General features: G+C 61.6%; 29 protein-coding genes and 1 pseudogene. 19 read left to right on the plus strand and 11 right to left on the minus strand.

The genetic code is table 11. The features are described 5' to 3' along the window. Positions 1–319: 319 nt before the first annotated feature. Positions 320–569 (plus strand): annotated as a pseudogene (locus LB558_RS32605) (EAL domain-containing protein); the annotation flags it as partial. A gap of 31 nt (positions 570–600) precedes the next feature. Here LB558_RS32605 and LB558_RS32610 read toward each other — a convergent pair. Then, positions 601–1,023 (minus strand): Kazal-type serine protease inhibitor family protein, encoded by a 423-nt coding sequence (locus LB558_RS32610; RefSeq protein ID WP_224701496.1) that lies wholly within the window; start codon positions 1,021–1,023, stop codon positions 601–603. Between the two features lie 492 nt (positions 1,024–1,515). Here LB558_RS32610 and LB558_RS32615 point away from each other — a divergent pair, with 492 nt between their 5' ends. The 3 genes from LB558_RS32615 to LB558_RS32625 all read left to right on the plus strand — a co-directional run bounded on the left by LB558_RS32615 (position 1,516) and on the right by LB558_RS32625 (position 2,875). Beyond that, on the plus strand, positions 1,516–1,728 hold the full coding sequence (locus LB558_RS32615; protein WP_006202520.1) for a cold-shock protein: 213 nt from the start codon (positions 1,516–1,518) through the stop codon (positions 1,726–1,728). A gap of 319 nt (positions 1,729–2,047) precedes the next feature. After that, positions 2,048–2,260, plus strand: coding sequence for a cold-shock protein (locus tag LB558_RS32620; protein WP_013530020.1), 213 nt, complete (start codon positions 2,048–2,050; stop codon positions 2,258–2,260). A 183-nt stretch (positions 2,261–2,443) separates the two neighbouring features. Beyond that, positions 2,444–2,875, plus strand: a complete 432-nt coding sequence (locus tag LB558_RS32625; RefSeq protein ID WP_127261680.1) for a BA14K family protein — start codon at positions 2,444–2,446, stop codon at positions 2,873–2,875. Between the two features lie 128 nt (positions 2,876–3,003). Here the strand turns inward: LB558_RS32625 and LB558_RS32630 are convergent, their stop codons facing one another. The 3 genes from LB558_RS32630 to LB558_RS32640 form a co-directional block, all read right to left on the minus strand. Then, on the minus strand, positions 3,004–3,642 hold the full coding sequence (locus LB558_RS32630; RefSeq protein ID WP_224701497.1) for an MBL fold metallo-hydrolase: 639 nt from the start codon (positions 3,640–3,642) through the stop codon (positions 3,004–3,006). 138 nt (positions 3,643–3,780) lie between these two features. Further along, a complete protein-coding gene (locus LB558_RS32635; RefSeq protein ID WP_224701529.1) occupies positions 3,781–4,098 on the minus strand; it encodes a hypothetical protein in 318 nt (105 codons plus the stop codon). 145 nt (positions 4,099–4,243) lie between these two features. Continuing rightward, complete coding sequence (locus LB558_RS32640; RefSeq protein WP_224701500.1) at positions 4,244–5,137, minus strand: branched-chain amino acid aminotransferase; 894 nt, start codon at positions 5,135–5,137, stop codon at positions 4,244–4,246. A gap of 245 nt (positions 5,138–5,382) precedes the next feature. Between LB558_RS32640 and LB558_RS32645 the strand changes: the two genes are divergently transcribed. The 5 genes from LB558_RS32645 (at position 5,383) to LB558_RS32665 (ending at position 9,932) form a co-directional block, all read left to right on the plus strand. Continuing rightward, positions 5,383–5,916 (plus strand): MarR family winged helix-turn-helix transcriptional regulator, encoded by a 534-nt coding sequence (locus LB558_RS32645; protein WP_027039379.1) that lies wholly within the window; start codon positions 5,383–5,385, stop codon positions 5,914–5,916. Further along, a complete protein-coding gene (locus LB558_RS32650; RefSeq protein ID WP_013530014.1) occupies positions 5,903–6,622 on the plus strand; it encodes a response regulator in 720 nt (239 codons plus the stop codon). Before LB558_RS32645 ends, LB558_RS32650 begins: the two co-directional genes overlap by 14 nt. A gap of 49 nt (positions 6,623–6,671) precedes the next feature. Continuing rightward, positions 6,672–8,087, plus strand: coding sequence for an ATP-binding protein (locus LB558_RS32655; protein WP_127261683.1), 1,416 nt, complete (start codon positions 6,672–6,674; stop codon positions 8,085–8,087). A gap of 220 nt (positions 8,088–8,307) precedes the next feature. Further along, a complete protein-coding gene (locus tag LB558_RS32660; RefSeq protein ID WP_224701501.1) occupies positions 8,308–9,330 on the plus strand; it encodes a glycosyltransferase family 4 protein in 1,023 nt (340 codons plus the stop codon). A gap of 293 nt (positions 9,331–9,623) precedes the next feature. Then, on the plus strand, positions 9,624–9,932 hold the full coding sequence (locus LB558_RS32665) for a hypothetical protein (RefSeq protein WP_224701503.1): 309 nt from the start codon (positions 9,624–9,626) through the stop codon (positions 9,930–9,932). Between the two features lie 389 nt (positions 9,933–10,321). Here the strand turns inward: LB558_RS32665 and LB558_RS32670 are convergent, their stop codons facing one another. The 3 genes from LB558_RS32670 to LB558_RS32680 form a co-directional block, all read right to left on the minus strand. Beyond that, a complete protein-coding gene (locus tag LB558_RS32670; protein WP_224701505.1) occupies positions 10,322–10,681 on the minus strand; it encodes a tRNA-binding protein in 360 nt (119 codons plus the stop codon). A 26-nt stretch (positions 10,682–10,707) separates the two neighbouring features. After that, on the minus strand, positions 10,708–11,208 hold the full coding sequence (locus tag LB558_RS32675; RefSeq protein ID WP_013893499.1) for a YbjN domain-containing protein: 501 nt from the start codon (positions 11,206–11,208) through the stop codon (positions 10,708–10,710). Positions 11,209–11,552: 344 nt separating this feature from the next. Then, positions 11,553–11,852, minus strand: a complete 300-nt coding sequence (locus LB558_RS32680; RefSeq protein ID WP_224701507.1) for an accessory factor UbiK family protein — start codon at positions 11,850–11,852, stop codon at positions 11,553–11,555. Positions 11,853–12,012: 160 nt separating this feature from the next. Here LB558_RS32680 and LB558_RS32685 point away from each other — a divergent pair, with 160 nt between their 5' ends. The 8 genes from LB558_RS32685 to LB558_RS32720 all read left to right on the plus strand — a co-directional run bounded on the left by LB558_RS32685 (position 12,013) and on the right by LB558_RS32720 (position 18,491). Further along, positions 12,013–12,273, plus strand: a complete 261-nt coding sequence (locus tag LB558_RS32685) for a type II toxin-antitoxin system ParD family antitoxin (protein WP_224701510.1) — start codon at positions 12,013–12,015, stop codon at positions 12,271–12,273. 82 nt (positions 12,274–12,355) lie between these two features. Next, positions 12,356–12,571 carry a type II toxin-antitoxin system RelE/ParE family toxin gene (locus LB558_RS32690; protein WP_318011694.1) on the plus strand — a complete coding sequence of 72 codons (216 nt, stop codon included), beginning with the start codon at positions 12,356–12,358 and terminating at the stop codon, positions 12,569–12,571. Between the two features lie 81 nt (positions 12,572–12,652). Continuing rightward, positions 12,653–13,507, plus strand: coding sequence for a prolipoprotein diacylglyceryl transferase (gene lgt, locus LB558_RS32695; protein ID WP_224701512.1), 855 nt, complete (start codon positions 12,653–12,655; stop codon positions 13,505–13,507). Then, entirely contained in the window at positions 13,504–14,592 is a 1,089-nt protein-coding gene (locus LB558_RS32700; RefSeq protein ID WP_224701514.1) for a class I SAM-dependent methyltransferase, read from the plus strand. Before lgt ends, LB558_RS32700 begins: the two co-directional genes overlap by 4 nt. Positions 14,593–14,699: 107 nt before the next feature. Beyond that, complete coding sequence (pgeF, locus tag LB558_RS32705) at positions 14,700–15,494, plus strand: peptidoglycan editing factor PgeF (protein ID WP_224701516.1); 795 nt, start codon at positions 14,700–14,702, stop codon at positions 15,492–15,494. Beyond that, complete coding sequence (locus LB558_RS32710) at positions 15,494–16,645, plus strand: M24 family metallopeptidase (protein ID WP_224701518.1); 1,152 nt, start codon at positions 15,494–15,496, stop codon at positions 16,643–16,645. The genes pgeF and LB558_RS32710 overlap by 1 nt, the downstream gene beginning before the upstream one ends. 43 nt (positions 16,646–16,688) lie before the next feature. Next, positions 16,689–17,318: a hypothetical protein gene (locus LB558_RS32715; protein WP_224701520.1), complete on the plus strand. Its 630-nt coding sequence runs from the start codon at positions 16,689–16,691 to the stop codon at positions 17,316–17,318. A 237-nt stretch (positions 17,319–17,555) separates the two neighbouring features. Further along, positions 17,556–18,491 (plus strand): ribose-phosphate pyrophosphokinase, encoded by a 936-nt coding sequence (locus LB558_RS32720; RefSeq protein WP_127261692.1) that lies wholly within the window; start codon positions 17,556–17,558, stop codon positions 18,489–18,491. 139 nt (positions 18,492–18,630) lie between these two features. Here the strand turns inward: LB558_RS32720 and LB558_RS32725 are convergent, their stop codons facing one another. After that, a complete protein-coding gene (locus LB558_RS32725) occupies positions 18,631–19,515 on the minus strand; it encodes an AraC family transcriptional regulator (RefSeq protein ID WP_224701521.1) in 885 nt (294 codons plus the stop codon). Positions 19,516–19,688: 173 nt separating this feature from the next. On the opposite strand from LB558_RS32725, the gene LB558_RS32730 reads away from it, so the two are divergent. Next, positions 19,689–20,930, plus strand: coding sequence for an MFS transporter (locus tag LB558_RS32730; protein ID WP_224701522.1), 1,242 nt, complete (start codon positions 19,689–19,691; stop codon positions 20,928–20,930). Between the two features lie 78 nt (positions 20,931–21,008). Here LB558_RS32730 and LB558_RS32735 read toward each other — a convergent pair whose 3' ends face one another. Next, positions 21,009–21,866, minus strand: coding sequence for an alpha/beta fold hydrolase (locus LB558_RS32735; protein WP_224701524.1), 858 nt, complete (start codon positions 21,864–21,866; stop codon positions 21,009–21,011). A 151-nt stretch (positions 21,867–22,017) separates the two neighbouring features. Here LB558_RS32735 and LB558_RS32740 point away from each other — a divergent pair, with 151 nt between their 5' ends. Further along, the gene (locus tag LB558_RS32740) at positions 22,018–22,446 is read left to right on the plus strand and encodes a MarR family winged helix-turn-helix transcriptional regulator (protein ID WP_224701525.1); all 429 of its coding nucleotides are present in this window, start codon (positions 22,018–22,020) and stop codon (positions 22,444–22,446) included. An 89-nt stretch (positions 22,447–22,535) separates the two neighbouring features. Here the strand turns inward: LB558_RS32740 and LB558_RS32745 are convergent, their stop codons facing one another. Further along, on the minus strand, positions 22,536–24,527 hold the full coding sequence (locus LB558_RS32745; protein ID WP_224701526.1) for a putative bifunctional diguanylate cyclase/phosphodiesterase: 1,992 nt from the start codon (positions 24,525–24,527) through the stop codon (positions 22,536–22,538). Between the two features lie 301 nt (positions 24,528–24,828). Further along, positions 24,829–25,869 carry a class I SAM-dependent methyltransferase gene (locus LB558_RS32750; RefSeq protein WP_224701528.1) on the minus strand — a complete coding sequence of 347 codons (1,041 nt, stop codon included), beginning with the start codon at positions 25,867–25,869 and terminating at the stop codon, positions 24,829–24,831. Positions 25,870–26,103: the final 234 nt, after the last annotated feature.

The raw sequence follows: 26,103 nt of genomic DNA on the forward strand, positions 1-26,103 counted from the left end.
GAACCGCTTCGACGTTAAATCAGAAGCGGACAGATCATGTGCTACCAAAACCGGACAACTTGATTAGCTACCGACAGGCTTCGCTTGCTGTCTCGTCCTTTCGCCGGTGCGGAAAGATCAAATCAGGCGATTGGTCTCGGCAACGTGCCTGGCACGCCGGACCGTTCCATCGGTGTCGGCGATCCTTCGCTTTGCCGCCTCGTCACTCCTGACGGTCAGCCGGGGCGACTGGATAACGATCGGCTCCGAGATGGGCTATTTCGAAAACGGCTTGCTCAAATGCCCTTCCTGGGACCGACCGAAGGGCGTTGCGCAATCCACCCTCAAGATCGACAAATCGTTCATCGATACGATCAGCACGAATTCCGCCACCAGTTCCGTCAGCCCGCATATCATCGACATGGCCAAAACACTAAAGCTGAATCGTTGCCGAAGGCGTGGAAACGCAGGCGCAGGCCGACTACCTCGCGGCGCGCGACGTCGATGACGGCCAGGGCTGGCTGTTCGCCAGACCCATGCCCGCGTCCGAGTTCATCGCCTACTGTCGCCAGGTGAAGCCGACGGCTTGACGCCCATCGTCCCCAACAAGGCGCAGCGTTCTCAGCACGGTCCGTCGCCAACGACGCGATAGTCCGCGGCACGGGCTTCGCAGGAATTGGGGAAGGTGCGCATCTCGCCATGCCGACGAGCGCACACCGGCGCATATTCGCGGGTGCAGAACGTCTGCTCTTCGCCACCGCCACCGCCACCGCCACCGCCGCCGCTGTCGCGGCATGGACCGTCGCGCACGATGCGGTAGCCGGCCCGGTCGGCAAGACAGGCATTGGCGAAGGTCTGGCGGTCGCCGCCGCGCCGGGCACAGACCGGCTCGTACTGCTTGCTGCAATATTGCGGTTCCGGCCGTGGCGGACGCGGACGTGGCCCTGGTCCGTCATCGACGACGACGGTGCAGGCGGCAAGAATTGCCGACAGCAACAGGATGACAAAACCCTGCCGCGAAAAGATCGCCGCCAGAAATTTCATGATGATCTCCCACGATCGCGTCCCCGGTTACCGATCCTCGCCATTCCCTTGCCAAATGCAACCCCGTTTGAGCCCCGCAAACGACAACGGCGGCTGGACCGCAAGGGAGGTCAGCGCGCCGCCGATGTCTGGCCCATTCGTGGATCGGCTCTGGCCGATGACCCGACCGGCAAGCAAGCCTATGCCGAGCCCATCGATGCTCAGGTCCGTCGATTGATGCGTCGGGATGCGCCAGTGCGGCGGCCCGCGGCGGTATCTTGCAACCATCACGTTTCCGTGCGATAAATTCCGTGTTCGGGCATTTGCGACCCGGAGAGCGGAACGTTTTGGACGACCTTTCCCCGATACTGTGAATCTCTGACGGCCCCGTTTTCGGCGGGGGGTTTGACCATGCGCCAATGCATGACTGCCGAAGCAACCACCGGGAACTGCCCTTTGCGCCAGGCGGCGGGCGGGACCACCAAAGACTGAACGGGTGAAGGAGTTTCCCCAATGGCCCAGACCGGCACCGTTAAATTCTTCAACGCGACCAAAGGCTTCGGTTTCATCACGCCCGATGGGGGCGCCAAGGATGTGTTCGTCCATATCTCCGCGATCGAAGCCTCCGGCTTGCGCACGCTCGTTGACGGCCAGAAGGTCACCTTCGACGTCGAGCCGGACCGCATGGGCAAGGGCCCCAAGGCCGTCAACCTCCGCGCAGCCTGAGCCATCGGCGCGCCGCATGTCACTCGGACGTGCGACGGAGGCTCCATGCCTTCACCTGGCCTGGAGAGGGATTTGAATTTTGAAAGGCGCGGCGATCTTCGTCGCGCCTTTCCTTATCGAAGGCGCGGGCAGCGCATGTCGCCCCAGCGGCTCGGTTATGGGCAACGACTTGCATAAAAACAAAGACCCAAAGCATGCCGCAACGTGCTTTAGACGCCCGCAAAACTTTCCCTTGCCGATGACGCTAAAATAAAGGACAAATTTCCACTCGGGCATTTGCCGGCCCGAGACTGGAGTTTATGGGACAAAGGAGCTTCCCATGCCGCAGACCGGCACCGTCAAATTCTTCAACCATGCCAAGGGCTTCGGCTTCATCACCCCCGATGATGGCGCGAAGGATGTTTTCGTCCATATTTCAGCTGTGCAAGCGTCCGGTCTTCCCGGTCTCGAGGATGGCCAGAAAGTGTCGTTCGACACCGAGCCGGACAAGCGCGGCAAGGGTCCCAAGGCCGTCAACCTGTCGGTCGGCTGAGCCGGCTTCAAACCGGCGATCGCGGGCAGATCGCTCCCTTGAGAGCCTATGATTTTTGACGTCTGTTTTGAATAAACACGTAAAAATCCGTTCAGCCCCCGTTCAGCCACGGTCGCATATTAGTCTTCGGTAAAGCCGGACCGCATCCCCGAAACTGCACGGGCCGGTACGAAGGAGACCGACATGAACCGAATTTTTAAAACCGCCGTCCTGGCCGCTGCCGTGGTCGCTACCACGCTCACGGCTTTGCCCGCCGCCAATGCGCGCGACTGGCGCCGCCATCATGGCCATCATGGCAACGGCGATGCCGTTGCCGCCGGCGTGCTCGGCCTCGCGGCCGGCGCGCTGATCGGTGGTGCATTGGCCAATGACCGGCCGCCGCCCGACGCTGACCGCTACTACGATGACGGTTACTACGATCGTGACGTAGTGATACGCCCGGCCCCGGTGCGCCGCTACTATGCGGAGCCGCGGGTGGTCTACGCCGATCGTTATGCCGAGCCGTGGACGCGTGACTGGTACGAATACTGCTCGGACCGCTACCGCAGCTTCAATTCCCGTACCGGCACGTTCACCGGCAATGACGGCGAACAGCATTTCTGCACTGCCAATTAAACCAAGGGCTTCCCTGCCCCAAAACAGAAAAGCGCTGACCATAAGGCCGGCGCTTTTTTGTTGTGGTCTCTACAATGTCAACGGTCTGCTTGAGGCCGATGACAAACAGCTACGGATCCGAGCCTGGTTCAAGTCAAAAAAGGATTGGTCCGCCTCTCCTCGCCAAAACGTCCGCCGGGACCGTGGCCACATATGAAGCCGATGTCGTCGCCGAGCGGCAGGAGCTTGTCCTTGATCGAAGCGATCAGCGCTGCGTGGTCGCCGCCCGGCAGGTCGGTGCGCCCGACCGAGCCGCGGAACAGCACGTCGCCGACATGGGCGAACTTGGCCGCGCGGTTGTAGTAAACGACGTGACCTGGTGCATGGCCGGGGCAATGCAGCACCTCGAACACATGGCCGCCGAACGACACGGTCTCGCCTTCGGCCAGGAACCGGTCGGGCACGCAGTTGCGCGCTCCGGCGATACCGTAGCGCTTGCCCTGGTTTTCCAGATTGTCGAGCAGCGACTTGTCGGCCTCATGCGGACCGATGATCTCGACGCCGAGCGCCTCCTTCAACTCCATTGCGCCGCCGGCATGGTCGATGTGGCCATGCGTTATCCAGATAGCTCCGGCTGAGATCGCATTGTCCTTCAGCACCGCCAGTACCTTGTCGATATCGCCGCCCGGGTCGACGACGACGCCGCGCTTGTCGTCCATGTCGAACAGGATGGTGCAGTTCTGCTGGAACGGTGTGACCGGCACGATGCCGGCATTGAGCTGACCCATGATCGTCCTTTCGATGTTCACGGGTGATGTAGAGGCGCGGACAAAGGGCGTCCACCCTCGAAAGACGAACAATCGGTAGCTCCGAGAACGGAAATGGGCGACCGAAGCCGCCCATTTGAAAACACCGAAACGGCCTGCCTACTTCTTCATGGCGCCCATGACCGCGCCGAGAATGCCGGTCAGGATCGCGCCGCCGCCGGCGCCGCCGACGATGTTCTGCAGGTTCAGCGCGCTGCCGAGACCACTCGTCGCCGCCGCAGCTGCGTCCGGAGCGATCGCGCCGCCGCCAAGCAGGCTGCCGAGGATCGCCGCACCGCCGACGCCGCCAATGGCTCCGCCCAGAATTTTGGGAAGCTGACCCATCGCCGCCGTTTTGAGCGCCGCACCGACCGCCTGACCACCGATGATACCCGTAATCACCTGTATGATGATCGGAAGAAGCGTGTTCATGTCCATATGATTAGTCCCTCCATAGCTGCCAGCCTCCCGGGCCGACAGCATCATGAGACGCCGAATTGGACGAAAGTCAAATGCAGGAACGCTTAAATAAAAGGGGCGGCCCTAAAACCGCCCCTGCTTGCTAAAAAAGTTGTGACTATCGTTATTCTGCAGCGATCGCGTGCTTGGGCTGAACGGCGGCAGAATAGTCATTCATAAGGTTCTTGGCGATTTCACCGACCTCGAATCGGTAAGGTCCGATCTCCGAAACCGGCGTTACTTCCGCTGCCGTGCCGGTCAGGAAGCATTGTTCGAAGCCCTCCAGTTCTTCCGGCAGGATGGCGCGTTCAATCACCTCCAGGCCGCGATCCTTGGCCAGCCCAATGACCGTGCGGCGGGTGATGCCGTCGAGGAAACAGTCGGGCTTGGGCGTATGGATCTTGCCGTCCTTGATGAAGAAGATATTGGCACCGGTTGCTTCCGCGACCTGGCCGCGCCAGTCGAGCATCATGGCGTCGGCATAGCCCTTGGCCTCGGCGGCATGCTTGGACATGGTGCAGATCATGTAGAGGCCGGCGGCCTTCGACTTGGAAGGCGCGGTGCGCGGGTCGGGCCGGCGCCATTCCGCCACATCGAGACGGATGCCTTTCAGCTTCTGCGCAGGATCGAAATAGCTCGGCCATTGCCAGATGGCGATGGCGCAGTTGATGCGGTTGTTCTGCGCCGAAACGCCCATCTGTTCGCTGCCGCGCCAGGCGATCGGCCGGACATAGGCATCCTGGAAACCCTGCTTCTTCAGAAGCGTGGTGGAGGCGTCGTTGAGCTCCGCCACCGAATAGGGGATCTTGAAACCGAGCAGGCGTGCCGATTCATGCAGGCGCTCGGTGTGTTCGTTGAGCTTGAAGATCTCGCCACCATAGGCGCGCTCTCCCTCGAAAACAGCGCTGGCGTAATGCAGCCCGTGCGTCAGCACATGGATCTTGGCGTCACCCCATTGGACGAACTCGCCGTTCATCCAGATGAAGCCATCGAGTTGATCGAAGGGAACGGATGCCATGTTAACCTCCCACGGGCGGCAGCCCGGATAGTTGTATCGTTGTGTGTTCGCGTCGGCCGCCCAACGCGGCTTCTGTGGTGGAGCGTAGGCGGATAATTGCGCTCTGGCAAACTCAGGAAGTTCCGGAAAAACCGGCTTCCCTTGCCTTTTCGTTCGCAATCCGCCCAAAAGCTTGTCAAAAATTATCATTGCAGGGAAATTACGTCAATAGTACTGACATAATCTCTCTTTCCCACGGAGAAGTAATGACGGATCGAAGCCCAGCCGCCGGAAAACCGATCAGGACCGCGATGTCGGTCGAGGACGGCATCGACTTCGCCATCATCGAGCTGCTCTTCTTTGCCTATCGTGACTTCACCTCCGATCCGGACCAGATCCTAGCCGATTACGGCTTCGGCCGGGCCCACCACCGGGTGCTGCATTTCGTCAACCGCAGGCCGGGCCTGACGGTCGCCGAACTGCTCGACGTGCTGAAGATCACCAAGCAGAGCCTGGCCCGCGTGCTCAAGCAACTGATCGACACCGACCATGTCGTGCAGTTGCAAGGTCCGCGCGACCGCCGCCAGCGCGAACTTTATCCTACAGCCAAAGGCCGTGCGCTGGCGCTGGCGCTGGCGCGGCCACAGTCGCGCCGCATCCATGCTGCATTGGGGGATTCCGGAGTAACCGAACGGACCTTGGTGGAACGGTTCCTCGAAGCGATGGTCAATCCGGAACTGAGGGCGCAGATCGACGTTGGGTCCGCAAAAATGTCAGGGAAAAGCCATGGAGAGCACTGAACGCGTCGATCACGCGGCCGCGCCGGACGACGACGCGCCGCATCTGCTCGTCGTCGACGACGACACCCGCATCCGCAATCTTCTCAAGCAGTATCTGACCGAAAATGGCTTTCGCGTCACCGTCGCCGGCAATGCCGGCGAAGCCAGGCGCAAGCTTGCCGGCCTCGACTTCGACCTTCTGGTGCTGGACGTCATGATGCCCGGCGAGACGGGCGTCGATCTGACCAAGTCGCTGCGGGCCGAAAAGAATGTACCGATCCTGATGCTGACGGCGCTGTCGGAGACCGACAGCCGCATCTCAGGGCTGGAGGCTGGCGCCGACGACTACTTGCCAAAGCCGTTCGATCCGCGCGAGCTGATCCTGCGCATCAACAACATCCTGCGCCGCGGTGGCCCCGCGACCACGCCCAAGGTCGAGCAGCTGGTCTTCGGCCCCTACACCTTCCAGATCGCCAGGCGTGAATTGAAGCGCGGCGGCGAGGCTTTGAAGCTGACCGACCGCGAGCAGGAGATCCTGGCGATCTTCGCCGCGCGGGCCGGCGAGACGATACCCCGCCACGAGCTTGTCGGCGACGATTCGGAAGTCGGCGAGCGCACCATCGACGTCCAGATCAACCGGCTCCGCCGCAAGATCGAGCGCGATCCGTCCAATCCGGTCTGGCTGCAGACCGTACGCGGTATTGGGTATCGGCTCAGCGTGGAATAGAATGCCGCCTGCGGCCGGCTGAACGGCTGCGGGCAAACGAAAAGAGCGAATGGCAACCACGGAACTGGAACAGCCGGGCAATGGCGGCTTGAGCGCACGCGCCGCGCGGACGCTGAAGGCGGTGCCGCGCGCCTGGAACCGCTTCTGGCGCCTTGTCTCGCTCTATATGCCCAAGCGGCTCTATGCCCGCTCGCTGATCATCGTCATCGCGCCGATGATCCTGCTGCAATCAGTCGTCGCCTTCGTCTTCATGGAACGTCATTGGGCAACCGTGACGCAGCGCCTGTCGCAGGCCACCGTGCGCGACATCGCCGCCATCATCGACTTGATCGAGACCTATCCGCGCGATGCCGACTACACCAACATCATCCGCATCGCCCAGGACCGCATGCAGCTGAAGGTCGACCTCTTGCCGCCCGACCCACTGCCCGCGCCCGGCCCAAAGCCGTTTTTCTCGATTTTGGATGATGTTCTCTCTTCCGAGATCACCCGCCAGATCAACCGCCCGTTCTGGATCGACACGGTCGGCAACTCCAACATCGTCGAGGTGCGCGTGCAACTCGAGGGCAAGGTGCTGCGCGTCTTCGTGCGCCGCAGTCAGGCCTATGCCTCCAACACCCACATCTTCCTGATCTGGATGGTCGGCACCTCGCTGGTGCTCCTGATGATCGCCATTCCCTTCCTGCGCAATCAGATCCGGCCGATCCTGATGCTCGCCGAAGCCGCCGAAAGCTTCGGCAAGGGCCGGCCGATGCCGCGCGACTTCCGGCCGCGCGGCGCCGAAGAGGTTCGCCGCGCCGGCTTTGCCTTCATGCAGATGCGCGAGCGCATCGAGCGCCAGATCGAGCAACGCACCGCCATGCTGACCGGCGTCAGCCATGACCTGCGAACCATCCTCACCCGCTTCAAGCTGCAGTTGGCGCTTTCCGGCGGCAAGACCGAGACCAAGGCGGCGCTCGACCAGGACATCGACGATATGCAGTCGATGCTCGAAGGCTATCTCGCCTTTGCCCGTGGCGAGGCTTCGGAAGACGCCGGGCGGTTCGATCTCGAGGCCTATTTCGAGAAGCTCGACGAGGAAGCCAGGCTGCGCAAGCGCAAGCTGTCGACGACGCTTGCCGGAGACCCCGATGTGCATGTGCGGCCGAACGCCTTTGCCCGGCTGATGTCCAACGTCATCGGCAACGCCTTCCGCTATGCCAAGACGGTTGAGGTCAACGCTACCCATGGCCGCGGCTCGCTGCTGGTCACCATCGACGACGATGGTCCGGGCATTCCCGCCGACCGACGCGAAGATGTGTTCAAGCCTTTCGTGCGGCTCGACGAGGCCCGCAACCTCGATGCCAGCGGCACCGGGCTCGGCCTGTCGATCGCCCGCGACATCGCCCGCTCCCATGGCGGCGACATCACTCTTGAAGACAGCCCGCTCGGCGGACTGCGCGCCATCATCAAGGTCCCCGCATAACCGGGCACGACTCCGAAAAGTGGAAACCGCTTCATCCGCCCGTCATGAAACCATGATCAAGAGCGCGCATGAAGCGCGCGACCTCAATTGATTCGGCCTTACCGCCTATTTTCGACCCGGTATCCGTCCGGGTGCGCTGGAGCGAAGCGAGAGCAGCAAGCTGGTCGCCGTTCCGGCATCGTCTCAAGGCAAACGTCGACCTTTCAAGCAAAGGGCCGCCATGCGCATATTGATGGTCACCGACGCCTGGCGCCCGCAAGTCAACGGCGTTGTCCACACGCTGGAGCGGCTCACCGAGACGCTGAAATCCTTCGATGTCTCGGTGGATTTCCTGACGCCGAATATCTTTCGCACCCTGCCCTTGCCGACCTATCCCGACATCAGGCTGGCGCTGACCACGCCCGGCCATGTCGCGCGCCTGATCGACGCCGGCAAGGCCGACCACGTCCACATCGTCACCGAAGGACCGCTCGGCATCATGGCGCGGCGCTATTGCCGCAATGCCGGCCGTCCGTTCACCACCAGCTATCACACGCGCTTTCCCGAATATCTCAGCGCCCGCCTGCCGGTGCCGGAAAGCTGGGCCTATCGCTGGCTGCGCGATTTCCACAATTCCGGCCAGGGCACGCTGGTCGCCACCCAGTCGCTCGCCGACGACCTCTCGGCGCGCGGCTTCACCAAGCTGCGACCGTGGACGCGCGGCGTCGACACCGATCATTTCCGGCCCGACAAGAAGAAGGATCTCGGCTTCCCGGGCCCGGTCTTCCTCTGTGTCGGCCGCGTCGCCATCGAAAAGAACCTGAGTGCTTTCCTCGACCTCGACCTGCCGGGCAGCAAGGTGATCGTCGGCGAGGGTCCTGAGCTTGCAAGGCTGAAGGCGAAATACCCGCAAGCGCATTTCCTCGGCCATCGCCCTAACGACGAACTGGCCGAGATCTATGCCTCGGCCGACGTCTTCGTCTTCCCGAGCCGCACCGACACGTTCGGCAACGTCATCATCGAGGCGCTGGCTAGCGGCACGCCGGTTGCCGCCTATCCGGTGACCGGGCCAGTCGACATTGTCGGCGATGGTTTTGGAGGCGCGGTCTCCAACGATCTGCGCGAGGCCTCACTCGCCGCGCTCACCGTTGACCGTGCCGAAGCCCGTGAACGCGCCATGCGCTACAGCTGGAAGGCCTGTGCGGAAATGTTCCTCGACACGGTCGAGGAAGCACTGGGAACGACGCGAAAGCTGGCGGCCTGATCGTGCTTTTCGTTATCCAAGGGCGAAGCCGACGCACCTTCACGGATGACAAGGCGTGGCGACGCATGATCAACCGTTAGTCTGCCACGGCACCCTTGTTTCAAAGGGATGGTTTGGGGTCATAACTTGTATGGTGCGACTTCGGAGCCTTGATCAAGTCAAATTGACAATGCAGTCCCCGAGCTGGGTAGTCATCAATACTTGAGATGCGCCGCCATCTCGCCCTCCCAAAGACATGGAATCCCTGGCACTGTCGGCGACTCAAAATTTACCATTTCTGCCCACATTGCGGCATGTTCGAAGCAACCGCCTCCAGCAAAATCAACATTTACACGAGCCATTTCATCAGGCCCGAAGGTATCTTGCTGATAGTTCTGCTGGTGGTGGCTTTCTTGCCCGTACTGCTCGTCGACATACCGGCTATGGCGGACTACCCAAATCATCTTGCAAGAATGTCGATCCTGATGCGCGCCGGTACGTCCGAGGCCCATCCCTACTATGAAGCCGCGTGGGCACCCTACCCTAATCTAGCCATGGATCTCGTTGTCCCGTTCGCTGGACGCCTGATCGGGATCGAGCTGGCATCAAGCTTTTCTATCTAGTCTCGCAAATGCTGGTCGTCAGCGGGGCTATGGCCGTCGGAGCAGCCGCACAAGGGAGTGCGATCCTCAGCGGCTTCGTCGCTTCGCTCTTCCTCTACGCCATGCCTTTCGCTTTCGGATTCGTGAATTTCGAATTTGGGTTCGGGATCGTTCTTTGGTTCCATCGCGGTTTGGATTTGGCTTGCGGAAATCTCTCACTTATCTGCCCTCGGCCTGTATGGCATTGTGGTGGGGCTGTAAGGAAATTGGTCGACGTGGACAGGAAAAGCGGGTGATGTCCACGCGCGACACTCCTGTCACGTCATCGGCAAAATCCATGCTGAAGCATCTGCCGAAAGGATTATCAATCTATCCCGGCTCCCCTGGGATTCTGATCCCCAGTCGGGACCCTAAAACAACCGCCCGCCATCCGGCACCTTACGCTCGATCGCGCCGAGCACCACGGCGCCCTCTTCGTCGGGAAAGCCGAGAGTGAGCACTTCCGACATGAACGGACCGATCTGGCGCGGCGGGAAATTGACCACCGCGAACACCTGCCGGCCGATCAGCGTCTCCGGTGTATAGTATTTGGTGATCTGCGCCGACGATTTCTTGATGCCGATGCCGGCGCCGAAATCGATCTTCAGCTTGAATGCGGGCTTGCGCGCCTCGGGAAACGGTTCGACCTCGACGATCGTGCCGGCGCGGATGTCGACACGATCGAAATCGGCAAAACTAATCTCGGGCTTGCGCTCGCTGTTCGAATTCATCTTGGTCTTGTCTGCCTTACGGGGACTCAGGCGTTGCCGTAGGTCTCGAACAGCACGCCGGCCAGGGCGTCCTTGGCCGAGGTTCCCGACCAGACGACGAACTGGAACGCCTGGAAATAGCATTCGCAAGCTTCCAGCGCCGACGACAGCAACACTTCGACCTGCTGGCTCGACGGCTCGACCCCGCCGGCCAGCAGCAGCGACTGGCGGAACATAATCGCGCCCTCCTGCTCCCAGAGGTCGAAATGGCCGAACAGCATCTGCTCGTTGATCAGCGACAAGAGCCGCATCACTTCCAGCGCGCGGGTCTCCGGCACCTTGATGTCGAAGGCGCAGGCCAGGTGCAGCGCCTCGAAATCCTCCATCCACGAAAAGGAGACGTGATAGTCGGTCCAGCTTCCGGCAACCGAGATCGAAATCTCGTCGTCGCCGGCCCGCTCAAAGGACCAGTCGTTGTTGTGGGCCACCTGCTCGATAACATCCACCGGATGGATTTCGCGTGAGAATTCGAGTTCGAGAAGTTCCATGGAATGCTTCCTGTCGTTCTGTACGAGCGCCGCCACACGCTCCGCGGGAGGGCACACACAACGAACAATCTTGTCTAGAACTCGGACGGCCGGGACTTTCTTCGCGCAAAGACTACTTCTCGACGCAAAGACCCCAGACCGGACCCCACCGCCCGGTCGCATGACCCTGCTCCGAATCATGCAACAAATTCAGTCTATTGATCGGGAGTCGCGTGAACAGCCCAATTTTTCGCACTGCGTCATTCGCATGTGGAAAGCCGCTGTCACAAAGATTCATGCAATGCCGTTAAGCGATTCACGGCAAAGCGCTTTTCCGGATCGGGCTATGTGGAAAAGTTTAACGATTATTTTTTTGTGCGCGGCCTGGCCGCCGCCGGTGCGGCGCCACCGGCCAGTTCGGCAAGCCTCGCCTCGAGCGCCTCGATGCGGGCGGCAAGGCGGGTGTTTTCTTCCCGCGCCTTGGCGGCCATCTCGCGCGCGGCTTCGAACTCTTCGCGCTGCACCACGTCCATGGTGTTGAGGATGCGTTCGGCCTGGCCCTTGAAGGCGGTCTCCACCTCACGGCGCACGCCCTGGGCGGCGCCGGCGGCGTCGGTCATCAGCTTGGCGAATTCATCGAGAATGCGGTTCGGTCCGGTCGACATGGCAAATCCTCGCTTGCTTGAAATGACGTAGTGGCGCTGCGCGCGGAATGCAAGAACGTTGAAGCCTGCTGCGGCATCAAGTCGGATCCAACCTCAATCTAAAACACTGGCAAACCGGTCAATAACTATTATCGTTCGGGGCAGTTGCAGGAGCACCGTCATGGCCATCAGCGCAGACTTGGGCACCCGTCTTGAAGGTATCGTCAACCAGCTTGTCAGCACCGGGCGCTACAATTCGAAGAGCGAAGTGCTGCGTGAAGGCGTCCGCCTTGTCGAAGAGCGAGAGAAGCGCCTTGCGGCCCTTGATGCCGCTCTCGCCAAAGGCATTTCGGATGCTGATGCCGGGAGGGTAAAGCCAGCGGACGAGGTGCTTGGCCGGCTAGAATCCAAATACAAGGCGATGGCCGAGAAGAGCAAGTGAAGCGGCTGGTCTTCACCGATCAGGCCGAGGCAGACCTTGAGGCATTGGCGACCATATCGCGCTGGACAACCCGTTTCGTGCAGTGACATTCATCCAGGAATTGCGCCGCGACTGTCTAGAGTTGCGCACTATGCCGGAGCGGTACCCACTCTTCGAGCGGCATCGATCCACAGGTATTCGGCGGCGCGCCCACGGCAACCACCTGATTTTCTATCGCGCTAACGCTGAAACCGTAGAGATAATGCATGTCCTTCATGGCGCGATGGACCTCGGGGCAATCCTGTTCTCCGACAATTGACGGCGCCCGCCTTGCCTTGACCCTGCCAAAACCCTGCCGCATGGTCCGCGGCCAAACACGTTCGCAACCGAGAGTTCCCCGTTGAACGAATATTTCCTGCTGCCGCTTGCCTCCCTGCCCTTCCCCAACATCAATCCGATCCTCATCCAGATCGGGCCGCTGGCGGTGCACTGGTACGGCGTCGGCTATATCGTCGGCATCCTGTTTGCCTGGTGGTATGCCAAGCGGCTCGCCGCCAATGCCAGGCTGTGGCCGAACGGCGTCCTGCCGATGAAGCCTGAGGATCTCGACGACTTCATCGTCTGGGCGGCCATCGGCGTCGTGCTGGGCGGCCGCACCGGCTATGTGCTGTTCTATGATCTGGCGCGCTACATCGCGCACCCGCTCGACATCTTCGCGGTCTGGCAGGGCGGCATGTCGTTCCATGGCGGCCTGCTCGGCGTCATCCTCGCCATGACGCTGTTTTCCATCAAGCGCGGCATCCGCACATGGTCGCTGTTCGACGTCGTGGCGGCAGGCGTGCCGGTCGGCCTTGGCCTGGTGCGCGTCGCCAATTTCATCAATTCCGAGCTGTGGGGCCGGCCAACCGACGTGCCCTGGGCTTTCGAGTTTCCCAATGGCGGACCGTTTGCCCGTCATCCGAGCCAGCTCTACGAGGCGCTTCTGGAGGGCGTGGTGCTGTTCCTCGTGCTGCGCATCCTCACCCATTCGCGCCTCAAGCTGAAGACGCCGCGCTTCGTAGGCGGCGCCTTCATCTGCGGCTACGGCCTGTCGCGCATCTTCGTGGAGTTCTTCCGCGAGCCCGACCAGCAACTCGGCTATCTCCTCGGCACCAACTGGCTGACCATGGGCATGATCCTGTCGACGCCGATGGTGCTGGCCGGCATCTGGGCGATGGTGACCGCCAAGCCGGTGGCACAGCCGCAGCCGGCATGACACGGCTGAAGACCCGCATCGTCGACCTGATCGAGGCACTGGGGCCGATACCGATCAACGAGTACATGGCGCTGTGCCTGTTCGACCCGGCGGACGGCTACTACACAACGCGCGAGCCTTTTGGTGCGGGCGGCGATTTCATCACCGCGCCGGAGATCAGCCAGATGTTCGGCGAACTGGTCGCCGTGTGGCTTTATCAAGCCTGGCGGGCGAGCGGCCGGCTGCTGCCGGCCACCATCGCCGAGATCGGACCCGGCCGCGGCACGCTGATGAAGGACATGCTGCGCACGCTGTCGCGGCTCGATCCCGATCTTGCCAACGGCGCCACTTTCGCCATGATCGAGACCAGCCCGCGCCTGACCGAGGTGCAAAAAAAGACGCTTGGCGTCACACCCTTCGCGGTTGGCTGGCATGACGCCATCGAGACCTTGCCGCAACAATCGCTGTTCATCGTCGGCAACGAACTGTTCGACGCCGTGCCCATCCGCCAGTTCATCCGCGCCGGCGCCGGCTGGCGCGAGCGCATGGTCGGCCTCGACGAGACCAATGACCTTTGCTTCTTCGCCGGCGCCGGCTCAGTCGACCCGACGCTGCTGCCCGCCGATGCCACTGACGCGCCGCAAGGTGCGATCGTCGAAGTGGCGCCTGCCCGCACCGCGCTCATGGCAACAATCGCCGAGCGCATATCCAGGCATGGTGGCGCCGGCCTGTTTCTCGACTACGGCCATTTCCAGTCGGGTGTCGGGGACACGCTGCAGGCCTTGCGCAGCCATGATCACGAAGATGTGCTGGCCAATCCCGGTGAGGCCGACCTCACCTCCCACGTCGATTTCGCCGCCCTTGCCGCGATCGTGCGTGCACATGGCCTCGAAGCCCATCTGACGACACAGGGCGACTTCCTGCTCGGCATGGGCATCCTCGAGCGCGCCGGCCGGCTTGGCGCCGATACCGGCCAGGCGGCGCGCGAAAGGATCGCCAGCGACGTCGAGCGCCTCGCAGGGCCGCAAGCCATGGGCGAACTGTTCAAGGTGCTTGCGGTACTGCCTCGCGGCGTGGCGGTTCGACCCTTCGCCGGGGCGGATTGACTTTTTACCGCCGCCCCTCCCAATCTCCCGTCCGCGCTTTGCAGCACCTGTTCTCGACCAAGCTCCTTCTTCTTGACGAAACCGCCCACACGGACAACAACGCCCGCATGCTGAATCAGACCAAACCGGATCCCGTTCGGTCGCCGCTGCTGGACAAGGCGCAGGCACAAGGCATCCGCCACGGCTATTTCACACGCATCGGCGGTGTCTCCAGCGGCATCTACCAGGGCCTCAACATCGGCACCGGATCGAATGACGACCAGGCGCTGGTCGCCGAGAATCGCGGCCGCGTCGCCGCCTGGATGGGCGTGCCGGCGAGCCATCTGTTGACCGCCTGGCAGGTCCATTCGCCCGACGTCATCATCGTCAGCGAACCCTTTGCCGGCGAGCGGCCCAAGGCAGACGCCATCGTCACCGACCGGCCGGGCATCGCCATCGGCGCCTCGACCGCCGATTGCGGTCCTGTGCTGTTCGCTGATGCGCAGGCACGCATCATCGGCGCCGCGCATGCCGGCTGGAAAGGCGCGTTCACCGGCGTGCTCGAAAACACCATCCTGGCGATGGAAAGCCTCGGCGCGCGGCGCCAAAATATCGTCGCCGTGCTAGGCCCCTCCATCGGCCCGCAAAACTACGAGGTCGGCCCGGAATTCGTCGCCCGCTTTGTCGACGCCGACGCCGAAAACATCCTCTATTTCGCGCCGTCCGCCAATGCCGGCCATGCGATGTTCGACCTCAACCGCTACACGGTTGACCGGCTGGTGAAGGCCGGCGTGACGGCTGAGGGCCTCGACCGCTGCACTTACGCCGAGGAAGGCCTGTTCTACTCCTACCGGCGCACCACGCATCGCAAGGAGCCCGATTACGGCCGGCAGGTTTCGGCAATTGTCTTGGAGAGGGAATAATGACGCTGCATTTTGAACGATCTGAATTTGACGCGCGGCGCGACCGGCTGATCATCGAGATGGCCGAAAAGAAGCTCGACGCCATCCTGCTGTTTGCGCAGGAAAGCATGTACTGGCTGACCGGCTACGACACGTTCGGCTTCTGCTTCTTCCAGTGCCTGGTGGTGAAGGCCGACGGTTCGATGGTGCTTCTGACCCGCTCGGCCGACCTGCGCCAGGCGCGCCAGACCTCGATCATCGACAACATCGTCTTGTGGACCGACCGCAACACCGCCAATCCGGCGGTCGATCTGCGCAATCTGCTCAACGAACTCGACCTGCTCGGTGCCCGCATCGGTGTCGAATACGACACTCACGGCCTGACCGCCTTCAATGGCCGCCGCCTGGACGAGCAGTTGCAGACCTTCGGCCAGATCGCCGATGCGTCCGGCATTGTCGGCCGGCTGCGTCTGTTCAAGAGTCCGGCCGAGATCGCCAAGGCCGAGAAGGCCGCCAATCTCTCCGACGATGCGCTCGACGCGGCGCTGCCGCTGATCAAGCAGGGCGGCGACGAAGCCCTGATCCTGGCCGCCATGCAGGGCGCGATTTTCGCCGGCGGCGGCGACTACCCGGCCAACGAGTTCATCATCGGCTCCGGCGTCGATGCGCTGCTGTGCCGCTACAAGGCCGGCCGCCGCAAGCTCACCAAGAATGACCAGTTGACGCTCGAATGGGCCGGCGTCTTCAACCACTACCATGCGCCGATGATGCGCACGGTGCTGACCGGCAAGGTGTCGAAGCGCCATCAGGAACTGTTCGACGCCGCCCGCGCAGCACTCCTGGCTGTCGAGAAGGCAATGATGCCGGGCAACAGCTTCGGCGACGTCTTCGATGCGCATGCCCGCACCATGGAGGCGCACGGCCTCACCAAGCACCGGCTGAACGCCTGCGGCTATTCGGTCGGCGCCCGCTTCACCCCGTCCTGGATGGACATGCCGATGTTCTACCAGGGCAATCCCGAACCGATCGCGCCCAACATGACGCTGTTCGCCCATATGATCATCATGGACTCCGACACCGAGACGGCGATGACGCTTGGCCGCACCTACCTGACCACGGAAGCCCAGCCCAAGCCGCTGTCCCGCCATGATCTCGACTTGATCGTAAAGTGAATCCACAATGGGAGGCGTTCTTCGCCAAGGAGTTAGAAGGCAAATGAGACGATCGCATGTGACGACCGTGTCATTGCTTGTGGCATTGGCTCTTGCCGCCTGCACCAACGCAAAGGACGTGCTCGAACCGTCGGCGATCACCCCGCCGGCGTCGTCGACCCAGACGCTGCCCGCAACGTCAGGCAACACGGCAGCAACGGTTCCAGCCGGGCCCGCCACCAGCACGGCGGGTGCTCCCGCAACCACCGCCGCACCGGTCACATCAGCCCAAAGCGCCGCCATCCTGTCGAAGACCCGCCTGCAGATCGCGCCGATCGTCGGCGCTTCGGTGGAAGCCGCGACACCTCTGACGGCGGAGTTGCAGACCCGCGCCAGGCAGCGTGGCATCACGCTCGCCGGCAGCGCCGACCAGACCGTGACCCATGTGCTGAAGGGCTATTTCTCGACGATGTCGGAAGGCGCCGACACCACCGTGATTTATGTCTGGGACGTCTATGACCCCGCCGGCAACCGCCTGCACCGCATCAACGGCCAGCAGAAGGCGCCGTCGGTGAAATCCGGCGACAGCGGGGGCGGCGACAACTGGAAGGGGGTCTCGCCGGCCACCATGCAGGCGATCGCCGATCAGACCATCGACCAGTTCGCGGCCTGGCTCGGCGGCAAGGCGGGCTAGAGGTATCGGGCCCAAAAGTGGAGACGGTTTTGGGAAAATCCGATGCCCAACGAGAAGAAGGAGCAGCGCAAGTCCGCTGCTCCCTGTTGCTGTCCGGCGATGGCGCGGAGCTTTCTTGAGGTTAGCCGGCGGATTCCCGATCTCGGCGCTTGCAATACCCGCGCGGGCCGCTAAAAGCCCGGTTAAAGGGCGCAAGCGAGTCCGTCAGGTCTCATCATCCTCCACCAGGAACCGTGCATGAAACTCTTCGCGGGCAATTCCAACAGGGTGCTGGCCGAAGCGGTCGCCCGGTACCTCAACGTCCCGCTGGGCAAAGCCACGGTCAGGCGCTTCGCCGACCAGGAAATCTTCGTCGAAATCCAGGAAAATGTGCGCGGCGAGGATGTCTTCATCCTGCAGTCGACCTCGTTTCCGACCAACGATCATTTGATGGAACTGCTCATCATGATCGATGCCTTCATGCGCTCCTCGGCCAAGCGCATCACGGCGGTCATCCCCTATTTCGGCTACGCCAGGCAGGATCGCCGCGCCTCCGGCCGCACGCCGATCTCGGCCAAGCTGGTCGCCAACATGATCACCCGCGCCGGCGTCGACCGCGTTCTGACGCTTGACCTGCATGCCGGCCAGATCCAGGGCTTCTTCGACATCCCGACCGACAATCTGTTCTCCGTGCCGGTGATGGCCCGCGATGTGAAGGCCAAATACAAGCAACTCGGCAACGTCGTGGTGGTCTCGCCCGACATTGGCGGCGTGGTCCGCGCCCGTGCGCTGGCCAAGCGCTTCGATGCGCAACTGGCCATCGTCGACAAGCGCCGCGAACGGCCCGGTGAATCGGAAGTCATGAACATCATCGGCGCGGTCGCCGGCAAGGATTGCCTGTTGATCGACGACATCGTCGATTCCGGCGGCACGCTATGCAACGCCGCCGATGCGCTGCTGGCCAACGGCGCCACCAGCGTCACCGCCTACATCACCCACGGTGTGCTGTCGGGCGGTGCGGTTGCCCGCATCAGCGGCTCGAAGCTGCAGGAACTGGTGATCACCGATTCCATCCAGCCGACCCAGGGCGTGCTCGACGCGGCCAACATCCGCGTCATCTCGATCGCCGACCTGATGGGCGAAGCCATTTCGCGCACCGCGACCGAGGAATCGGTGTCGAGCCTGTTCGACTAGGGCAATTCCAGGAAAAGTGTGAAGCGGTTTTCCCCGGAAAAGCGCGTAGCGCTTTCCCTAGAGAATTGCATTAAAACAAAGAGTTAGAGCAGATCGCCGTTTCCGTGAAACGGTGAAATGCTCTAGAACAGCACCTGCGTTACGGCGCAGAGCTTTCCAACCGAACCGGGCCGATCAGGCGACGAGCGACCTCGACGCTCTCGCGTGCGCCGCGCATATAGCCGCGCGGGGAGGTTCCCAGCATGCGCTTGAACATGGTGATGAAGGCCGGCACGCTGTCATAGCCGAGATCAAGCGCCACCCTGGTGATCGGCTCGCCGTCCGCCAGCCTGGGCAGCGCCGCGAACAGGCAAGCCTGCTGGCGCCATGTCGACAGCGACAGGCCGGTCTGGCGCTGGAAGGCGCGCGTGAACGAACGCCGGCTCATGCCGGCTGCATCGGCCCACTCGTCGATCGTCGCGTGCGGCGATGGTGCTGCGACGAAGCCCCGGCACAGCGCCGACAGCCTTGGATCGGACGGGAATGGCAGCCCGAGAGGCCGTTCCGGCAAGGTCGGGATTTCGTGCAGCAAAAGGTTCATGATCAGCCCACCGCGTCCTTCCAGAACGCCGCCTTGCGGCAGCTTTTCCGATTCCACGATCAGGCTGTGCATCAGGTCGGTGACGCCGACGACGCGCAAGCCTTCGGGCAGCCCGGGGATCGCTTGTGGCATGACATAGACCGAACGCATCGAGACATCGCCCAGCATCTCGACGGCATGCTCGGTGCCGGCTGGAATCCACATCGCGTGGTCGGGCGGCACCATCCAGCGCCCGTAGCGCGTCGTCACCAGCACCACGCCGACAAGCGCATGCAAGAGCTGGCTGCGGCTGTGGCGGTGCTGTGGCACGCGGTAGCCGTCCGGATATTCGGTCGGCAATGCCACCGCCGGCCCGGCCACTTGCTCAAGCCACTGCCAGCGGCTCTCGTGCAACTGGCCGAGATTGGCATTGCCAGCGTGAAAGACTTCTTTGCCGTGCGGCATCCGATATGGCCCACTTGCGAAACTATTGGACCAAACCACGAAAGAAGTCGTGTCGCAAGCGGCTTATAAGGCACCGTCCCCAGACGCTCCACAGGAGCGTCCGACAAGGCGGCCGCAGGAGCGTCCGTCAACTGCCTGCGGGTGTGCCCGCCAAAAAGACCACGGAGCCTACCTTGACCGATACGACAGCCGCCAGCGTCGCCCCACCGGCGAGCGCCAGTCACGCCTCAGCCCAGGCGACGGCCTTCACCGTCATCCTGGCGGTGAGCTTCTGCCACTGCATCAACGACATCATGCAGTCGCTGCTGTCGGCCATCTACCCGCTCCTGAAAGAGAATTATGGCCTCGATTTCTGGCAGATCGGCTTGTTGACCTTCACCTTCCAGGTGACGGCATCGCTGCTGCAGCCTGTGATCGGCATGATCACCGACAAGCGGCCGATGCCCTATTCGCTGCCCTACGGCATGGCGTCGTCACTGATCGGCCTGATCGTGCTCGCCTATGCCGGGCACTATTCGCTGCTGCTGATCGGCGCCTCGCTGATCGGCATCGGCTCGGCGATCTTCCATCCGGAATCCTCGCGCATCGCCCGCTTCGCCTCCGGCGGCCGCTTCGGCCTGGCGCAGTCGCTGTTCCAGGTGGGCGGCAATTTCGGCCAGTCCATGGGGCCGCTGCTGGCGGCCTTCATCGTCGTGCCGTTCGGCCAGACCAGCATTTCCTGGTTCGCCGTCGGCTCGCTGATCGGCATTATCATCTTGTGGCAGGTCGGCGGCTGGTACAGCCGGCTGCGTGCCGCGCAGGGCACCCGCAAGGCGGCGAGCTTCGTTTCGCCCTTCCCGCGCCGCAAGGTGATGAATGCATTGATCGTGCTGACATTGCTGGTGCTGAGCAAGAATGCCTACATCGCCAGCCTCGCCAGCTACTACACCTTCTATTCCATGCATAAGTTCGGCGTTTCGGTGCAGATGAGCCAAGTCATGCTGTTCCTGTTCCTCGGTGCCTCGGCGCTGGGCATCCTGCTCGGCGGCCCGTTCGGCGACCGCTATGGGCAGAAGGCGATGATCTGGTTCTCCATCGTCGGCGTGCTGCCCTTCACGCTCGCCCTGCCCTACGCCAATCTGGAATGGACGATGGTGCTGACGGTGCTGATCGGGCTGATCCTGTCCTCGGCCTTCTCCAACATCGTCGTCTTTGCGCAGGAACTCGTGCCGGGCCGCGTCGGCATGATCGCCGGCATCTTCTTCGGCTTCGCCTTCGGCATGGGCGGCATTGCGGCGGCCGTGCTCGGTGTCGTCGCCGACATGAAGGGCATCGATTTCGTCTTCCAGATCTGCTCTTATTTGCCGTTCCTTGGACTGCTCACCGTGTTCCTTCCGAACATGAAGGAAGCGCGCAAGGCGCAGGCGGCCGCTTAGATCAGGCGGGTCCGCCGCTGTCACAAAAATGCACCCGCCGGATGACGGGTGCATTTTTGTGGGCCATTCGGAAAGGCCTTAAGCCTTGAAGAAGGCCAGCAGGTCGGCGTTGATGATGTCTGCATGGGTCGTGGCCATGCCGTGCGGGAAGCCCTTGTAGACCTTGAGCTCGCCCTTCTTGAGCAACTTGATCGTCAGCAGCGCCGAATCGGCGATCGGAACGATCTGATCGTCGTCGCCGTGCATGACCAGCACCGGCACGTCGATCGCCTTCAGATCCTCGGTGAAGTCGGTTTCCGAGAAAGCCTTGATGCAATCATAATGTGCCTTGGTGCCGCCCATCATGCCCTGGCGCCACCAATTGTCGATGGTTCCTTGCGACACCTCTGCACCCGGACGATTGAAGCCGTAGAACGGGCCTGATGGAACGTCGCGGAAGAACTGGGCGCGGTTTGCCGCCTGGGCGGAGCGGAAGCCATCGAAAACCTCGATCGGCAAGCCACCGGGATTGGCCGCGGTCTTGAGCATGATCGGCGGCACCGCGCCGATCAGCACCGCCTTGGCGACACGGCCGCCGGCCCCATATTGGGCGACATAACGCGCCACTTCGCCGCCGCCGGTCGAGTGGCCGACATGGATGGCGTTCTTGAGGTCCAGATGGGCTGCGAGTTCCGCGACGTCGGCGGCATAGGTATCCATCTCGTTGCCGATATCGGTCTGGGTGGAGCGGCCGTGTCCACGGCGATCATGGGCAATGACACGGTAGCCCTGTGACAGGAAGAACAGCATCTGGGCGTCCCAGTCGTCGCTGCTCAACGGCCAGCCGTGATGAAAGACGACAGGCTGCCCGCTCCCCCAGTCCTTGTAGTAAATCTGCGTTCCGTCCTTGGTGGTGATCGTACCGCTGCCGGAGCTGGGCTTGGTTTGCGATGTCATCTCAATCTCCTTCTGGTTATTTTCGCGATAAACAATATCGCGATAACGACATAGCTAACGCGGCCCAAAACCCTTGTCCATAAAAATATGTATCGCGATACCATTTTTCGTGGTATCGAATTAATGCCCATATCGGCAAAAGGAATGCGCCGTGCCTCTCCCGTTGGACAATCAGCTCTGTTTCACGCTCTATGCCACCAGCATGGCCATCAACCGCACCTACAAGCCAATGCTGGACGAGATGGGCATCACCTATCCGCAGTACCTGGTGCTGAACGCACTTGGAGAGGCTGACGGCATGTCGGTCGGCACCATCGCCCACAGGCTCGCTCTGGAATCGAGCACCGTGACGCCGCTGGTGAAGCGAATGGAGCAGGCCGGGCTGGTGACGCGCCAGCGCAGCCAAACCGACGAACGCCAGGTGCAGGTCGATCTGACATCAGCCGGGCGCGGGCTGCTGGTGCAATGCAACTGCCTGAACGAAACCTTGATCGAGCGCTCGGGCATGAAGCTGGCCGAGCTCGATGCCTTGAACCGGCAGATCCAGGCGCTACGCGACGCGTTGACCGGCGACCGCTAGCCCCTGCGTAGCAGCTTGGCCCTTTCGTGGGTTGGCAATCAGCGCGGCTTTTGACGGCGGCTAAGCCAAACGTCGGAAAGAGGCAGCAATCATGCGGACTTAAGCACGGCGAATGACCGTTTGCGCATGGCCCGCTTTGCCTGGAAACTGACGGCGGGAGCGGGACGGCCGACATGGAAGCCCTGGATCTTGTCTATGCCGAATTCGCGCATGAGGGCCATCTGCTCGTCGGTTTCCACCCCTTCGACCAGGATCTTGTGGCCGCGATTTCGGACCAGGGTGATAATGTCCTGCAGCATCGCCTTGCCGCTCGGGGAGCTGCAGTCGTGCAGAAACGAGCGGTCGATCTTCACCGTATCGAAATCGATCAGGCGAAGCCACGAAAGGCCCGCAAAGCCGGTCCCGAAGTCATCAAGCCATATCTTGATCCCGAGCAGCTTCAGGTCGCTGATGCAGCGCAGGATGTCCGAATGCATCTCCATCTCCAGCCCTTCGGTGATCTCGAAGGCCAGCCTGCTGCCGGCGACGCCGGTCTCGCCCAGAATGGTCGCGACGGACGTTGCGAAGCCCGGTGTCTTGAGCTGGATTGGAGAGACGTTGACACTGACCACACGGACGTGGTCGTCCGCCAGGAGCTCGGCGCACACCGTCCTTATCGCCCAGCGCCCGAGTTCCAGGATCGCGCCGGTTCGTTCGGCGACTGGAATGAACAGGCTCGGCGGAACCGATGTGCCGTCCAGCATCTTGAGGCGCATCAGAGCCTCTACCGCTTCAACCCGGTCCGATTTAACATCCTGAATGGGCTGGTAAACGAGTGAAACGAGATTCTGGCCGATCGCGATCTTCAGCAAGGCCGCAATGTTCTCACTCTCGTCGCTGCTTTGCGGGTCGGTTGGATCGAACAACCGGGCACAGTTTCGGCCGCCGGCTTTTGCCAGATAGAGAGCGCGATCGGCCTCGTGGATGATCTTCTCCAGCTTGGCCCCGGTCTGTGTCCTGGTGAATGCGGCGCCAACGCTTACCGTTACGATCGAGACGCCGTCGCGCCGCAGCTCGTGGGTAAGCGCCAGGTTCTCCACCGTGCTGCAAATGGCTTCCGCGATATTCAGGATCTGCTCTTTTGTCTCCATGCGCGCCAGGACGATGAACTCTTCGCCGCCGTAGCGGCCTATGGAGCCATTGTATTGTTTGATCATCTCGCTAAGCGCATTGGCGACATGGATCAGGCAGCGGTCGCCTTCCTGATGGCCGTAGCAGTCGTTGAACTTCTTGAAAAAATCCACGTCGATGAGGATCGCCCCAAAGCTGGTGCCGACCTTTTGCCAATCACTCCAGTAGTCCCGCAGCTTCTCGTCGATCGCGCGCCGGTTTTCCAGACCCGTCAGCGGATCGGTTCGCGACAACCTCAGCAGGGCCTTGCCGCGTTCGGTCGCCTCGTTGTGCTGAATCTTGGCTTCCAGGGCGTTCAGGAAGACGTTGTAGCGTTCCTCATTCAGCTTCCAGTTCACATATGAGGTGAAGGTGAAACAAGAAACGTAAAACGTGCCCATTGCGATCTGATAGGAACCGGTCGCCGGAAACAGGTAAAGAGCGACGAAGAAGGCCATCAGGACTATGCCGGAGGACACAATCGAAAGGAGAAACTGGAACCGGAAGAACAGGTTGGCACCCATCATGAAGATGGCGCCAAAAATCATGAAATAGGAGAAATTCTGGGCATATCCCGTCATGATTGCCGGAACCAGCCAGCCTACATAGCCCGAGACCAGGGCCGCCGCGCAGGCCAGCTCGACTGACTCCGTCCTGAAATTCATCCGATGCTGTATTTCGACGACGGCAAGGGCTGTCACGCTGACTGCAAAGCGAGCGGCGATCGTGTAAGCAGCAACGTCCGGAATCAGCAGTATGTCGATGACGGAGAACTGCAGATAGACCGCGATCGCGAGCCAAAGCCCCTGCCGGGCAGCCTTTCTGCGGGCCTGCTCACCTTCCTCTCGGTAGAGCTCGCGCACTTCCAACGAGGTCTCTTCAAATTGCTGAAGGACTTCGTCCTCAACCATATCGGCCATCGTTTGGGTCATGTACCGATCCTAGTTTTGCCCGGCCAACAGGAATTCACCGCCCCGTCTTCAATCGACAGCCCCGCTTTCAGCATCGAAGCCGCGCCAAGCCTCCCAGAGATCACCACGATAGTGCATCGCGCTTACGGAATGTTTCGCACGATACATACAATTTTCCTAAATTATGATTGACTGTTCAATGACGACCGTTTGCCCCGACTTCCCAGAAGGCACGGCCTAACGACAGGCTGTGAGCTTCGACAACACAATATCCTCGTCGACCCGCCGCCAAGCAGGCACCGAAGTCCGAACCCCAAAGGGGTCACACCTTCCGAACTTTGCCGTAAACGATGTTTCGGTTCGATCCATAGAAGACTTCAGCTTCGACATGATTCATGTCGACGGCCCCTTTGACGATGTCCCACATATCGTCAGCCGAACGCAGGATCAGCGGCCAATCCATGAAGGTTTCCATGTAGCCGTCCGTCGTGATCTCATCGCTGAAATTGGCAAAAAGGAATTCGCCACCGGGCTTGACCATTTCCATGGCGCGCTGAAACAGGCGAATGCCAATGGCAGCGGGCAGGTAATCGTAGAGTCCCGACGCATAAACGAGATCAAACGTGCCAAGTTTGTAGGCGCGGCGCAGAATGCCACGCACCGAGCCATCCACCGCCTCGATCGCGGTACCGGCCAGATCGCGGTTGACGATGGCTACGCTGATCGGGTCCTGATCCAGTCCGATCCAGCGCTTCAATTTGCCCCCGGCGAGCGCCTCGGAGAGTTCCGCTTCGCGAAGATGTCCACAGGCAATCGCAAGCACTTCGGCGTTCTCGGTCCGGCGGGCCGTTTCGTCCACCGTTTTGGCGAGTATGTCGCGACGCTCGCGTCCAGCCGCGGAACTCGGTGCCTCGCTGGTGTAGGCGTAAATCTCCCGGCCAAGCTGGGTCGAAGACGCCACCTCCTGGTTTGCACTGGGGTGCTTGTAGTAAATGTCCAGCAGGCTTGCGTCGCCCGAATACCCACGCGGCTTTTCGAACGACCAGCGCGTGAACGGGTCCTGCATCAGATAGTCTGCAACGCGGTGTTGCTGGGCCAAGGGAATGAGTTCCTGCCAGATCGCGGTAGCGGTATGCCTGCGAAGCTCGTGGAGCCGGCCCGCCAAGCGATCGACTATCAATCCGGCCCCCGCCCCCCTCTCGAATCCCTGGTAAGCAAGATCCAGCACAAGTGCGAGTTCTGCGGATCGCTCCTTCAATTCGCCCGCATCAACAATATCGGGCGAAGCCTCGCGATGCCTTTTGACCAGTTTCGACGTTATCAGACTGTGCTCGTCGAGCTTCGCGTCCACGTTTCGCGCCATGCAGCATCCCCTTTTTTGGCCCACAGGCACCGCCTACAGAAACTTAAATTATGCTGAATATTTAAATTAAGGTTTAACCAATGGGTCTTGATCCGGCATTCGGACGCCCGGAAATGACAAGGCCGAAATTTCAGGTGCACTTCTGCCGATTGCCTTTGGCTGTCGGTAGCTAATCAAGTTGTCCGGTTTTGGTAGCACATGATCTGTCCGCTTCTGATTTAACGTCGAAGCGGT

Source organism: Mesorhizobium sp. CO1-1-8 (assembly GCF_020164875.1).
Lineage (GTDB): Bacteria > Pseudomonadota > Alphaproteobacteria > Rhizobiales > Rhizobiaceae > Mesorhizobium.

What these genes read in the sequence shown, in the direction of transcription:
- LB558_RS32620 (WP_013530020.1), top strand. Translation starts at nt 2,048, where the DNA reads ATGCCGCAGACCGGCACCGTCAAATTCTTCAACCATGCCAAGGGCTTC.
- LB558_RS32720 (WP_127261692.1), top strand. Translation starts at nt 17,556, where the DNA reads ATGAAACTCTTCGCGGGCAATTCCAACAGGGTGCTGGCCGAAGCGGTC.
- LB558_RS32640 (WP_224701500.1), bottom strand. Translation starts at nt 5,137, where the DNA reads ATGGCATCCGTTCCCTTCGATCAACTCGATGGCTTCATCTGGATGAAC.
- LB558_RS32670 (WP_224701505.1), bottom strand. Translation starts at nt 10,681, where the DNA reads ATGAATTCGAACAGCGAGCGCAAGCCCGAGATTAGTTTTGCCGATTTC.
- LB558_RS32645 (WP_027039379.1), top strand. Translation starts at nt 5,383, where the DNA reads ATGACGGATCGAAGCCCAGCCGCCGGAAAACCGATCAGGACCGCGATG.
- LB558_RS32675 (WP_013893499.1), bottom strand. Translation starts at nt 11,208, where the DNA reads ATGGAACTTCTCGAACTCGAATTCTCACGCGAAATCCATCCGGTGGAT.
- LB558_RS32635 (WP_224701529.1), bottom strand. Translation starts at nt 4,098, where the DNA reads ATGGACATGAACACGCTTCTTCCGATCATCATACAGGTGATTACGGGT.
- LB558_RS32750 (WP_224701528.1), bottom strand. Translation starts at nt 25,869, where the DNA reads ATGGCGCGAAACGTGGACGCGAAGCTCGACGAGCACAGTCTGATAACG.
- pgeF (WP_224701516.1), top strand. Translation starts at nt 14,700, where the DNA reads ATGCTGAATCAGACCAAACCGGATCCCGTTCGGTCGCCGCTGCTGGAC.
- LB558_RS32655 (WP_127261683.1), top strand. Translation starts at nt 6,672, where the DNA reads ATGGCAACCACGGAACTGGAACAGCCGGGCAATGGCGGCTTGAGCGCA.
- LB558_RS32710 (WP_224701518.1), top strand. Translation starts at nt 15,494, where the DNA reads ATGACGCTGCATTTTGAACGATCTGAATTTGACGCGCGGCGCGACCGG.
- LB558_RS32680 (WP_224701507.1), bottom strand. Translation starts at nt 11,852, where the DNA reads ATGTCGACCGGACCGAACCGCATTCTCGATGAATTCGCCAAGCTGATG.
- LB558_RS32715 (WP_224701520.1), top strand. Translation starts at nt 16,689, where the DNA reads ATGAGACGATCGCATGTGACGACCGTGTCATTGCTTGTGGCATTGGCT.
- LB558_RS32615 (WP_006202520.1), top strand. Translation starts at nt 1,516, where the DNA reads ATGGCCCAGACCGGCACCGTTAAATTCTTCAACGCGACCAAAGGCTTC.
- LB558_RS32630 (WP_224701497.1), bottom strand. Translation starts at nt 3,642, where the DNA reads ATGGGTCAGCTCAATGCCGGCATCGTGCCGGTCACACCGTTCCAGCAG.
- LB558_RS32745 (WP_224701526.1), bottom strand. Translation starts at nt 24,527, where the DNA reads ATGACCCAAACGATGGCCGATATGGTTGAGGACGAAGTCCTTCAGCAA.
- LB558_RS32660 (WP_224701501.1), top strand. Translation starts at nt 8,308, where the DNA reads ATGCGCATATTGATGGTCACCGACGCCTGGCGCCCGCAAGTCAACGGC.
- LB558_RS32610 (WP_224701496.1), bottom strand. Translation starts at nt 1,023, where the DNA reads ATGAAATTTCTGGCGGCGATCTTTTCGCGGCAGGGTTTTGTCATCCTG.
- LB558_RS32725 (WP_224701521.1), bottom strand. Translation starts at nt 19,515, where the DNA reads ATGCCGCACGGCAAAGAAGTCTTTCACGCTGGCAATGCCAATCTCGGC.
- LB558_RS32700 (WP_224701514.1), top strand. Translation starts at nt 13,504, where the DNA reads ATGACACGGCTGAAGACCCGCATCGTCGACCTGATCGAGGCACTGGGG.
- LB558_RS32685 (WP_224701510.1), top strand. Translation starts at nt 12,013, where the DNA reads ATGGCCATCAGCGCAGACTTGGGCACCCGTCTTGAAGGTATCGTCAAC.
- LB558_RS32625 (WP_127261680.1), top strand. Translation starts at nt 2,444, where the DNA reads ATGAACCGAATTTTTAAAACCGCCGTCCTGGCCGCTGCCGTGGTCGCT.
- LB558_RS32735 (WP_224701524.1), bottom strand. Translation starts at nt 21,866, where the DNA reads ATGACATCGCAAACCAAGCCCAGCTCCGGCAGCGGTACGATCACCACC.
- LB558_RS32650 (WP_013530014.1), top strand. Translation starts at nt 5,903, where the DNA reads ATGGAGAGCACTGAACGCGTCGATCACGCGGCCGCGCCGGACGACGAC.
- LB558_RS32665 (WP_224701503.1), top strand. Translation starts at nt 9,624, where the DNA reads ATGTTCGAAGCAACCGCCTCCAGCAAAATCAACATTTACACGAGCCAT.